7 protein-coding genes are annotated in these 12,247 nt (G+C 51.8%); 6 read left to right on the top strand and 1 reads right to left on the bottom strand.

Annotated features, from left to right (window positions below; genetic code table 11):
* The first annotated feature begins 3 nt into the window (after nucleotides 1-3).
* The 5 genes from araA to rluA all read left to right on the top strand — a co-directional run bounded on the left by araA (nucleotide 4) and on the right by rluA (nucleotide 8,595).
* Nucleotides 4-1,506 carry an L-arabinose isomerase gene (araA, locus tag D8682_RS19200; RefSeq protein ID WP_121814902.1) on the top strand — a complete coding sequence of 501 codons (1,503 nt, stop codon included), beginning with the start codon at nucleotides 4-6 and terminating at the stop codon, nucleotides 1,504-1,506.
* A 108-nt stretch (nucleotides 1,507-1,614) separates the two neighbouring features.
* Nucleotides 1,615-2,310 carry an L-ribulose-5-phosphate 4-epimerase gene (araD, locus tag D8682_RS19195; RefSeq protein WP_121814901.1) on the top strand — a complete coding sequence of 232 codons (696 nt, stop codon included), beginning with the start codon at nucleotides 1,615-1,617 and terminating at the stop codon, nucleotides 2,308-2,310.
* 76 nt (nucleotides 2,311-2,386) lie between these two features.
* On the top strand, nucleotides 2,387-4,747 hold the full coding sequence (gene polB / locus D8682_RS19190) for a DNA polymerase II (RefSeq protein ID WP_121814900.1): 2,361 nt from the start codon (nucleotides 2,387-2,389) through the stop codon (nucleotides 4,745-4,747).
* 144 nt (nucleotides 4,748-4,891) lie between these two features.
* The gene (gene rapA / locus D8682_RS19185) at nucleotides 4,892-7,798 is read left to right on the top strand and encodes an RNA polymerase-associated protein RapA (RefSeq protein WP_121814899.1); all 2,907 of its coding nucleotides are present in this window, start codon (nucleotides 4,892-4,894) and stop codon (nucleotides 7,796-7,798) included.
* Nucleotides 7,799-7,935: 137 nt separating this feature from the next.
* Nucleotides 7,936-8,595 (top strand): bifunctional tRNA pseudouridine(32) synthase/23S rRNA pseudouridine(746) synthase RluA, encoded by a 660-nt coding sequence (gene rluA, locus D8682_RS19180; RefSeq protein ID WP_121814898.1) that lies wholly within the window; start codon nucleotides 7,936-7,938, stop codon nucleotides 8,593-8,595.
* Between the two features lie 93 nt (nucleotides 8,596-8,688).
* Here rluA and djlA read toward each other — a convergent pair whose 3' ends face one another.
* A complete protein-coding gene (gene djlA, locus D8682_RS19175; RefSeq protein ID WP_064543487.1) occupies nucleotides 8,689-9,495 on the bottom strand; it encodes a co-chaperone DjlA in 807 nt (268 codons plus the stop codon).
* Nucleotides 9,496-9,879: 384 nt separating this feature from the next.
* Here djlA and lptD point away from each other — a divergent pair, with 384 nt between their 5' ends.
* Nucleotides 9,880-12,240, top strand: coding sequence for an LPS assembly protein LptD (lptD, locus tag D8682_RS19170; protein ID WP_121814897.1), 2,361 nt, complete (start codon nucleotides 9,880-9,882; stop codon nucleotides 12,238-12,240).
* Nucleotides 12,241-12,247 lie beyond the last annotated feature (7 nt).

The raw sequence follows: 12,247 nt of genomic DNA, 5'->3' as shown, positions 1-12,247 counted from the left end.
ACGATGAACATTTTTGAACAATATGAAGTGTGGTTTGTAATTGGTAGCCAGCATCTTTACGGCGCGGAAACGTTGCGTCAGGTGAATCAACACGCCGAGCAAGTGGTGAATGCACTCAATAAAGAAGCCAAACTGCCATGCAAACTGGTGCTGAAACCTTTGGGAACCACGCCTGACGAAATTACCGCTATCTGCCGCGATGCGAGTTACAGCGATAAATGCGCGGGCATGGTGGTGTGGCTGCATACCTTCTCGCCTGCCAAAATGTGGATCAATGGCCTGAGCATTCTCACCAAGCCGCTGCTGCAATTCCACACCCAGTTCAATGCGCAGATCCCATGGGGCAGCATTGATATGGACTTTATGAACCTGAACCAGACCGCGCACGGTGGCCGCGAATTCGGTTTTATCGGCGCTCGTATGCGCCAGCAACACACCGTGGTAACCGGCCACTGGCAGGATCCGCAAGCCCATCAACGCATTGGTTCGTGGATGCGCCAGGCAGTGTCTAAACAAGATACTCGCCAGCTCAAAGTGGTGCGTTTCGGCGACAATATGCGTGAAGTTGCCGTGACTGACGGCGACAAAGTAGCAGCGCAGATGAAGTTTGGTTTCGCGGTGAACACTTATGCAGTGGGCGACCTGGTGCAAGTGGTGAATGCCGTCAGCGACGGTGACGTTAACGCATTAGTCGATGAGTACGAAAGCAGCTACCGCCTGAGCGCCGCAGCACAAATCAACGGCAACAAACGCCAGAATGTGATTGATGCTGCACGCATCGAATTGGGGATGAAACAGTTCCTCGTACAGGGCGGATTTAGCGCCTTTACCACCACCTTTGAGGACCTGCACGGCCTGAAACAGCTTCCAGGTCTGGCAGTGCAACGCCTGATGCAGCAAGGCTACGGCTTTGCGGGCGAAGGCGACTGGAAAACCGCTGCCCTGCTGCGCATCATGAAAGTGATGTCGACGGGTCTGGAAGGCGGCACCTCTTTCATGGAGGACTACACCTATCACTTCGAAAATGGCAACGATATGGTGCTCGGCTCCCACATGCTGGAAGTTTGCCCGTCGATCGCCATTGCAGAAAAACCGATTCTTGATGTGCAGCACTTAGGGATCGGCGGCAAAGAAGATCCTGCACGCCTGATCTTCTCCACAAAAACTGGCCCGGCGCTGAACGCCAGCCTTATCGATCTGGGCGATCGTTTCCGCCTGCTAGTGAACTGTGTTGATACCGTTGAAGCGCCGCATCAGTTGCCGAAACTGCCGGTCGCCAACGCGCTGTGGAAAGCCCAACCGGATCTACCAACCGCTTCTGAAGCGTGGATCCTGGCAGGCGGCGCGCACCACACGGTATTCAGCCAGTCACTGACGCTTGACGATATGCGCCTGTTCAGCGAACTGCACGGCGTTGAGCTGACGGTGATTGATAACGACACTCGCCTGCCTGCGTTTAAAGATTCGCTGCGCTGGAACGAGGTTTATTACAGCTTCAAACGCTAAGGCGTTTTGCCCCTCACCCCGGCCCTCTCCCCAAAGGGGCGAGGGAGGAAAGAAAGTCCCCTCTCCCTGGGGAGAGGGTTAGGGTGAGGGGAAATCCCGGAGAACGATATGTTAGAACAACTCAAACGCCAGGTACTTGAAGCTAATCTCGCGCTACCTAAACATAATCTGGTGACGCTGACCTGGGGTAATGTCAGCGCAGTCGATCGTGAACGCGGCGTGCTGGTGATCAAACCTTCCGGCATTGATTACAGCATCATGACCGCCGAAGATATGGTAGTGGTGAGCCTCGAAACCGGTGAAGTGATTGAAGGGAATAAAAAACCGTCTTCCGACACCCCGACTCACCGTTTGCTGTACCTGCAATTTCCGCACATCGGCGGCATTGTCCACACCCATTCACGCCACGCGACCATTTGGGCGCAGGCTGGGCAATCAATCCCCGCTACCGGCACCACTCACGCGGATTACTTCTACGGCACCATTCCTTGCACCCGCAAAATGACTGATGAAGAGATCAATGGTGATTACGAGTGGCAAACCGGCGAAGTGATCGTAAAAACCTTTGCCGAACGTGGAATCGACGCCGCACAAATGCCTGGCGTGCTGGTGCATTCCCACGGCCCATTCGCCTGGGGCAAAGATCCGGTCGATGCGGTGCATAACGCAATCGTTCTGGAAGAAGTGGCGTATATGGGCATATTTTGCCGCCAACTCGCACCAGAATTACCCGATATGCAGCAAACGCTGCTCGATAAACATTATTTGCGTAAACATGGTGCAAAGGCTTATTACGGGCAGTAAACCGCTGTACATAAAATCAGTAATCCTGCTTAAAGTGGTCTATAATCAGACCACTTTTTCTTGATGAGAATGCAGCGTGTCACAAGCCCGCTCTGGTTTTTTGCTAACGCGACATTGGCGAGATACACCGCTCGGTACTGAAGTTGATTTTTGGCTGGCAACAGACGATGGTCCGGTTAAGGTGCGTCTGCCGCGCCAGGAATCGGTCGCGTTTATTCCTCAGTCGCAACAGTCTGAAGCCATGCGCTTGCTCGCAAATGAAAGCCAGTACCGGCTCACGCCGCTGCCCCTCACAGACTTTCACCGTCAGCCCGTCTGTGGCCTTTATACCCGCCAGCATCGCCAACTCATGCGTATCGAAAAGCTGCTGCGCGATGGCGGTGTCAAGGTTTATGAAGCCGATATTCGTCCGCCAGAGCGCTTCCTTATGGAGCGTTTTATTACCGCGCCAGTCTGGTTTAGCGGTGAGTCGCAAAATAATCTGGTGGTTGATACTAAGCTGAAACCCGCGCCGGACTACCGCCCACCGCTGAAATGGGTGTCGCTGGATATCGAAACCAATCGTCATGGCGAGCTGTATTGCATCGGCCTTGAAGGGTGCGGGCAGCGCGTTGTGTACATGCTTGGTCCGGAAAATGGTGACGCCAGCGGGCTCGATTTTACGCTGGAATATGTCGCCAGCCGCCCACTGCTGATTGAAAAGCTTAATAACTGGTTTGCACAGCACGATCCCGATGTGCTGATCGGCTGGAATGTCGTGCAGTTTGATTTGCGTGTATTGCAAAAAATGGCGGATCGCTATCAAGTCCCGCTGCGTCTTGGGCGTGAGAACAGTTTGCTGGAATGGCGAGAACATGGCTTCAAGCAAGGTGTGTTTTTCGCACAAGCCGCCGGACGGGTGATTATCGATGGTATCGAAGCGCTGCGATCTGCCTTCTGGAATTTCTCATCGTTCTCCCTGGAGACCGTTTCCCGCGAACTGCTCGGCGAAGGCAAAGCGATTGATAACCCGTGGCAACGAATGGACGAAATTGACCGCCGTTTTGCCGAAGATAAGCCGGCACTGGCGAAATACAATCTGAAGGATTGTGAACTGGTGACGCGGATTTTTCACAAAACGGAACTGATGCCATTTTTACTCGAGCGGGCAACCGTTAACGGCTTACCGCTCGACCGGCATGGCGGGTCCGTCGCCGCGTTTGGTCATCTTTATATACCACGGATGCACCGCGCCGGTTACGTTGCCCCAAATCTTGGCGAAGTGCCACCGCAAGCCAGCCCCGGCGGTTATGTGATGGACTCTCGTCCGGGTCTTTACGACTCGGTATTAGTACTGGATTACAAAAGTCTTTACCCGTCGATTATTCGCACTTTTCTTATCGATCCTGTTGGCCTGGTTGAAGGTATGGCGCACCCGGAACCAGAGCATTCCGTTGACGGCTTTTTGGGGGCACATTTTTCCAGAACGAAACATTGCCTGCCGGACATCGTCGGGCAAATCTGGTCAGGCCGTGACGAGGCAAAACGTCATGGCAATAAGCCGTTATCGCAAGCGCTGAAAATTATCATGAATGCTTTTTATGGCGTGTTAGGCACCAGTGCCTGCCGTTTCTTTGATCCTCGTCTGGCCTCGTCGATCACCATGCGTGGGCATCAGATCATGTTGCAAACCAAGGCGTTGATCGAATCTCAGGGTTATGACGTGATTTACGGTGATACAGATTCCACTTTCGTGTGGCTAAAAAAAGCACATTCAGAAGATGATGCTGTGCGTATCGGCAACGAATTGGTTGAGCATGTCAATGTGTGGTGGAAAGCGCATCTGCAAGAAACGCAGCAGGTAGACAGTAAGCTTGAACTGGAATTTGAGTCGCATTTTTGCCGCTTCTTAATGCCGACGATTCGCGGTACCGTTGAAGGCTCCAAAAAGCGCTATGCCGGGATGATTCAGGAAAATGATCGGCAACGCATGGTGTTTAAAGGGCTGGAAACTGTACGCACTGACTGGACGCCACTGGCGCAGGCATTCCAGAAAACCCTTTATTTACGAATTTTCCGTAACGAACCGTATCAGGATTATATCCGCGAAACTATTGCCAGTTTGATGGCGGGTGAGCTGGATGACCAATTGATTTACCGTAAACGCCTGCGTCGTCCGCTAAGTGAATATCAAAAAAATGTACCGCCGCATGTGCGGGCTGCACGCCTCGCAGATGAGCATAATCAACGGCTTGGCCGCGCGCCACAGTATCAGAACCGTGGCACTATCAAGTACGTGATCACCACTAACGGCCCTGAGCCAGTGGATTACCAGCAATCCCCTCTGGACTATGATCATTACCTGACTCGCCAACTCCAACCGGTGGCCGAAGGAATTTTACCTTTCCTTGAAGATGACTTTGCTACACTGATGACAGGGCAATTAGGGCTATTTTGACGGTGACGAATGCGCTCCCTTCCAGTACCATAGCGCCCTCCTGAAGTACCCTTAAATCTACTTTTAGACAACCGCTCCCTTTTCTGTGCGGTCGTTATGCTATTGCCTGCAAATCTTAGTAACTGATAATAGAGCCGAAATCTTATGCCTTTTACACTTGGTCAACGTTGGATCAGCGACACCGAAAGCGAACTGGGACTGGGAACTGTGGTCGCTTTAGACCCACGGATGGTTACCTTGCTCTACCCTGCCACCGGTGAAAATCGCCTGTATGCCAGAAATGACTCGCCTATCACCCGTGTGATGTTTAACCCAGGCGACACCATTACCAGCCATGAAGGCTGGCAACTAAAAGTTGATGAAGTTAAAGAAGAAAACGGCTTACTAGCCTACATTGGTACGCGTCTGGACACTGAAGAAACCGGTACGATGCTGCGTGAGGTTTTCCTCGACAGCAAACTGGTGTTCAGTAAGCCGCAAGACCGTCTTTTTGCCGGGCAAATTGACAGGATGGATCGTTTCGCTCTGCGTTACCGTTCCCGCGTCTACCAAAGCGAACAGTATCGCCAACCATGGAGCGGGCTGCGCGGTATGCGCACCAGTCTGATTCCACACCAGTTGAACATCGCCCACGATGTTGGCCGTCGCCATGCACCGCGCGTATTACTGGCTGATGAAGTAGGTTTGGGTAAAACCATCGAAGCCGGGATGATTCTCCACCAGCAACTGCTGGCTGGCAGTGCTGAGCGCGTATTGATTGTGGTGCCGGAAACCCTGCAACACCAATGGCTGGTTGAAATGCTCCGCCGCTTTAACCTGCGTTTTGCTCTCTTTGATGACGAGCGTTATGCCGAAGCCCAGCACGACAGCGATAACCCATTCGAAACAGAACAACTGGTTATCTGTTCGCTGGATTTTGTGCGCCGCAGTAAGCAACGTCTTGAGCACCTTTGTGAAGCTGAATGGGATTTGATGGTGGTCGATGAAGCCCACCATTTGGTGTGGAGCGAGAAGGCACCAAGCCGTGAATACCAGGCGATAGAACAGCTCGCTGAACATGTTCTGGGTATCTTGCTGTTAACCGCAACGCCGGAACAGCTGGGTATGGAAAGCCACTTCGCGCGTCTGCGTTTGCTGGACCCGAGCCGTTTCCACGATTTCGAGCAATTTGTTGAAGAACAGCAGCATTATCGCCCGGTAGCTGATGCCGTTGCACTGCTGCTGGCGGGTAACCATCTGACTAACGATCAGCTCAATATGTTGAGTGAGTTGATTGGCGAGCAGGATATTGAACCGCTGCTGCAAACCGCGAACAGTAACCGTGAAGGTAGCGATGCGGCTCGCCAGGAGCTGATCTCCATGCTGATGGACCGCCATGGCACCAGCCGTGTGTTGTTCCGTAACACCCGTAATGGCGTGAAAGGTTTCCCGAAACGCGAACTGCATACCATTCGTTTGCCGCTGCCGATGCAGTATCAAACCGCGATTAAAGTGTCCGGCATTATGGCGGCGCGTAAATCTGTGGAAGAACGCGCTCGCGACATGCTCTACCCGGAGCAGATTTATCAGGAATTTGAAGGCGATAGCGGCACGTGGTGGAACTTCGATCCGCGTGTTGAATGGCTGATGGGTTACCTGACCAGCCACCGTTCTCAGAAGGTGCTGGTGATTTGTGCCAAAGCCGCGACAGCATTGCAACTTGAACAAGTTCTGCGTGAACGCGAAGGTATCCGTGCCGCCGTGTTCCATGAAGGCATGTCCATCATCGAGCGTGACCGTGCAGCCGCATGGTTTGCCGAAGAAGATACCGGCGCTCAGGTGCTGTTGTGTTCCGAAATTGGTTCCGAAGGCCGTAACTTCCAGTTCGCCAGCCAACTGGTGATGTTCGATCTGCCGTTTAACCCGGATCTGCTGGAACAACGTATTGGCCGTCTGGACCGTATCGGCCAGGCGCACGATATCCAGATCCACGTTCCTTATCTTGAGAAAACCGCGCAATCCGTCCTGGTGAAGTGGTTCCATGAAGGCCTGGATGCTTTCGAGCATACTTGCCCAACTGGCCGCACAATTTACGACAGCGTGTATCCGCAACTGATTGAGTATCTTGCAGCACCGGAAAATACCGACGGTTTCGATGCGCTGATTAAGCAATGCCGTGAACAGCATGATGCGCTGAAGATTCAGCTTGAGCAGGGCCGTGACCGCCTGCTAGAAATTCACTCCAACGGCGGTGAGAAATCACAAGCGTTGGCTGAGTCCATTTCGGAGCAGGATAACGACACCAACCTGGTGAGTTTTGCCCTGAACTTATTCGACATCGTCGGCATTAATCAGGATGACCGCGGCGACAACATGGTGGTGCTGACCCCTGGTGATCATATGCTGGTGCCTGATTTCCCAGGTCTTCCGGAAGACGGTTGCACCATTACGTTTGAGCGTGATGTGGCGTTGTCTCGCGAAGACGCACAGTTCGTCACCTGGGAACACCCGATCATCCGCAACGGCCTGGATCTGATTCTGTCTGGCGACACCGGTAGCTGTGCGTTGTCTTTGTTGAAAAACAAAGCGTTGCCAGTCGGCACGTTGCTGCTGGAGCTGATTTATGTTGTTGAGGCAAAAGCGCCGAAACAATTGCAGCTCAACCGCTTCCTGCCGCCAACGCCAGTGCGTATGTTGGTGGACAAAAATGGCACCAACCTTGCCGCTCAAGTGGAGTTCGAAAGCTTCAACCGCCAGCTCAGCACGGTGAATCGCCATACCGGCAGTAAGCTGGTGAATGCGGTGCAGCAAGATGTCCACGCTATTTTGCAATTGGCAGAAGAGAAAGTGGAAGCCGCAGCACAAGTGTTGATCAAAGCGGCTCGTGAAGAAGCTGATGAGAAGCTGAGTTCCGAGCTTTCCCGTCTGGAAGCGCTGAAAGCGGTCAACCCAAACATTCGTGACGATGAACTTGAAGCTATCGAGAGCAACCGTCAGCAAGTGTTGGAAAGCCTTGCGCAAGCCAACTGGCGCCTGGATGCATTGCGTCTGATCGTCGTGACACATCAGTAGTTTGCACACCGCTTTACTCAAATCATTCGAGTTGCAGCAAGGCGGCAAGAGAGAACATCCCCAAGAGCTTACTAGAGTAAGTGACTGGGGTGGGCGAAAGCAGCCAACGCCGCTGCAGCTTGAAGGATGTAGAGTAAATGATTATGGAACCCTATAACCCGCCACTGGAACCATGGTTAGTCATCCTATATCAGGACGAACATATCATGGTCGTCAACAAGCCTTCGGGCTTGTTGTCTGTACCGGGCCGTCTGGATGAGCACAAAGACAGCGTGATGACCCGCATTCAGCGCGACTTCCCGTTGGCGGAATCAGTGCATCGCCTGGATATGGCCACCAGCGGCGTGATTGCCGTTGCGCTGACTAAAGCGGCTGAGCGTGAGCTGAAGCGTCAGTTCCGTGAACGTGAGCCGAAGAAGCAGTATGTGGCACGGGTTTGGGGTCATCCTCAGCCGGAAGAGGGGCTGGTAGATTTACCGCTGATTTGTGACTGGCCAAACAGGCCTAAACAGAAAGTGTGTTATGAAACCGGCAAAGCGGCACAGACGGAATATCAGGTGCTGGAGTATGCGGCGGATAATACCGCGCGTGTGCTGCTAAAACCGATCACAGGGCGTTCGCATCAGTTACGCGTCCATATGCTTGCAATGGGACACCCGATTCTGGGCGATCGTTTTTACGCGTCACCTGAAGCGCTAGCGATGGCGCCGCGTTTGCAGCTCCATGCAGAAATGCTGACTATCACTCACCCTGAATATGGCACGCCGATGACGTTCCGTGCTCCGGCTGACTTCTAAATCCCCTCACCCTAACCCTCTCCTACAGGAGAGGGAATTGTCCGGTTTTCTCCCTCTCCCTGAGGGAGAGGGCCGGGGTGAGGGTCTCTTCTATTACTTAAACCCTTTTGCCGTCTTGATCAGATCGTACGCTTTCTGAATTTCCTGCGCTTTCTGTTTGGCCATCTCCATCATTTCTGGCGGCAAGCCTTTGGCGACCAGTTTGTCGGGATGGTGTTCACTCATTAATTTGCGGTATGCGCGCTTAATGATAGTGGCATCATCGCTACTTTTGACGCCCAATACGTTGCATGCATCTTCAAGCGTTGGCCCACGTTGTTGCTGGAAACCACCTTGCGATTGGTTGTAACCACCACCGAATTGCTGCCCGCCTTCCATCATGCGTAAGAACTGGTCGAACTGCATTCGTGAAATACCGAGTTCTTCGGCAATTACGTACAACACTTCCCGCTCGTTCGGATGCAGAGAACCATCAGCAAACGCCGCCTGAATTTGAATTTCAAGAAACATCCGAATTAGGTCAAAACGCCCGAAACATACGCTGCGTAGCTGACGCATTTTTTCACGCAGCGGGTAGCCATTTTCTTTACCCACCCGGAACGCATGCTGCGCGGCACTTCGCGCATCACCGTGTAACTGCATACGATCCATTAATAGTGAGGCTATCTGGATATCCGCTTCCGTGACGCGCCCTTTTGACTTAGTCAGGTGGCCCATCACTTCAAATGTGGTGCTAAAGAACAATGACTGGCGCTGTTGTTGGTTAGAAAACCAGGACTGACGGCGGCTGCGCACCTTGTCAATGGCATGACCGATCAGCAACCCTATAACCACACCCCAGAAGCCACCACCCATAATAAGTGCTATTGCGACACCGAGTACTTTTCCCCAATACTGCATATACTCCCCAAATCGTCATGTCGTCGGCTAGAATTTGCTTTATCATACCCGTCATTGATAGTAGTGCCTAACGGCAGACTATTGAGCGGGCAGGATTAACACTAGCGCTGTAGTGATGAGTAAGTTAGTCTCTGACCGTTTGCCGACGCTATACCCTATAGCATTCAATATGAAGCAAAGCGGCAATTGAGAAAATATCCCGTCATTAAGTTAACCCAATGACAGGAACCACCAAATCTGTTCAGAGCAGATTTGGACGCTGCTTAGAGCGGCCCCAAAAGGGTGAGGCTCATGATGAGTCAAATAACTAAGTGCCGCCAACGCCTCTGCATCTTGAATGATGATGGGTATAAGCCATTGATGACGGAACAACGAATAACACGTATGAAAAAACGTATTCCCACCTTGCTGGCCACCTTGATTGGCGCAGCGCTGTATAGTCAACAAGGCATGGCGGCCGATCTCGCGTCGCAATGTATGCTTGGCGTCCCAAGTTACAACCGCCCTTTGGTTGAAGGGGACACCAACAACCTGCCTGTCACTATAAATGCCGATCACGCAAAAGGAAATTATCCTGACGATGCGGTATTTAGTGGCAATGTGGATATACAGCAAGGCAATAGCCGCCTGCAATCTGACGAAGTTCTACTGCATCAGAAACAAGTTGAGGGTCAACCTGACCCCGTTCGTACTGTTGATGCCGTTGGCAACGTCTACTACGACGATAATCAGGTCATTCTTAAAGGGCCAAAAGCCTGGTCAAACCTGAATACCAAAGATACCAATGTCTGGGAAGGCGACTATCAAATGGTAGACCGCCAGGGTCGTGGTACTGCCGACCTGATGAAGCAGCGCGGTAATAATCGCTACACCATTCTGGAAAATGGCACCTTTACTTCCTGTTTGCCAGGTTCTAATACCTGGAGCGTGGTAGGTAGCGAAGTGATTCAGGACCGCGAAGAAGAAGTCGCGGAAATCTGGAACGCCCGCTTTAAGGTGGGTCCGGTTCCGATATTTTACAGCCCATATTTACAGTTGCCAATCGGTGATAAACGCCGTTCCGGTTTCCTGCTCCCAAATGCGAAATACAGTAGCAATAGCGGTCTTGAGTTCACTCTGCCGTATTACTGGAACATTGCACCCAACTTTGATGCCACCATTACTCCGCACTATATGGAAGAGCGTGGCATGCAGTGGCAGAACGAATTCCGATATCTGACCAAAGCTGGGGCGGGTATCATTGAATTCGATTACATGCTTTCTGATAAAGAATATAAAGACAACACGGCTGCTAACCCAGACCAGGACGAGCGACGCTGGTTGTTCTACTGGAACCACAGCGGGGTGGTAGATCAGGTGTGGCGTTTTAATATCGACTACACCAAAGTCAGCGATCCAACCTACTTCACCGACTTTAGTTCGCAATACGGTTCCAGCACCGACGGTTACGCAACGCAAAAATTCAGTGTCGGTTATGCCGTTGAAAACTTTGATGCAACGCTGTCAACAAAACAGTTTCAGGTCTTTGGTTCCCAGTTGAATAGCGGCACTAGCTCTTACAGTGCACAACCGCAACTGGATATGAATTACTACCAAAATGATGTTGGGCCATTTGATACGCGTATTTACGGTCAAGCCGTTCATTTTACTAACGTAAATGACAGCCAGCCCGAAGCGACTCGTCTGCATATTGAGCCAGTCATTAGTCTGCCAGTGTCTAACGGCTGGGCAAGTCTGAATACTGAAGCCAAAGTGATGGCAACGCACTATCAGCAGACCAATCTGGATTCCTACAACGCTGCTCACGCTGATAATCAACTGGATGAGACTGTTAACCGTGTTCTGCCGCAGTTCAAAATGGATGGTAAGCTGATTTTCGACCGCGCCATGGACTCAGCCCTGGGCTGGGAACAAACGCTGGAGCCGCGTGTACAATATTTGTATGTGCCGTATCGCGATCAGAGCAACATCAATAACTACGACTCATCTCTGCTGCAGTCTGACTACAACGGCTTATTCCGTGACCGTAGCTATGGTGGGCTTGACCGTATCGCCTCCGCCAATCAGGTCACAACCGGTATTACCACCCGTATTTATGATGATGCCGCAGTTGAACGTTTTAACGTTTCTGTGGGTCAAATCTACTACTTCACTCCGTCTCGTACCGGTGACGAGACGATCAACAGTGAAAAAGGTGACGAAACTGGTTCTGTTGTATGGGCTGGTGATACTTACTGGCGTATGACCGATCGTTGGGGTGTACGTGGCGGTCTACAGTACGATACGCGTCTGGATAACATAGCGACCGGCAACGGCGTTATCGAATATCGCAAAGACAACGATCGTCTGGTTCAGTTTAATTACCGTTACGCAAGCCCGGAATATATTGGTGCAACAATCTCAAATATTGATGTTAATGCGCCACAATACAAGAACGGCATCTCGCAGGTTGGGATGACAGCAAGTTGGCCAGTTGTTGATCGTTGGTCTGTCGTTGGGGCTTATTACTACGACACCAAAGCACAACAAACCGCAGACTCCATGCTGGCGGTGCAGTACAACTCTTGCTGTTATGCCATTCGCTTGGGTTACGAGCGTAAAATTAATGGCTGGGAAAACGACGAAAGCAAATACGATAATGTAATTGGCTTTAACATCGAGTTACGTGGCTTGAGTTCTAACTATGGCCTGGGCACACAGCAGATGTTGCGTTCAAACATTCTGCCGTATCAAAGCTCGATGTAATTCACTT

It is taken from the genome of Buttiauxella sp. 3AFRM03, assembly GCF_003675305.1.
Classification (GTDB): Bacteria; Pseudomonadota; Gammaproteobacteria; order Enterobacterales; family Enterobacteriaceae; genus Buttiauxella; species Buttiauxella ferragutiae.
Note: the sequence above shows the minus strand (reverse complement) of the source record. Positions and strands in the feature narration are given on the sequence as shown.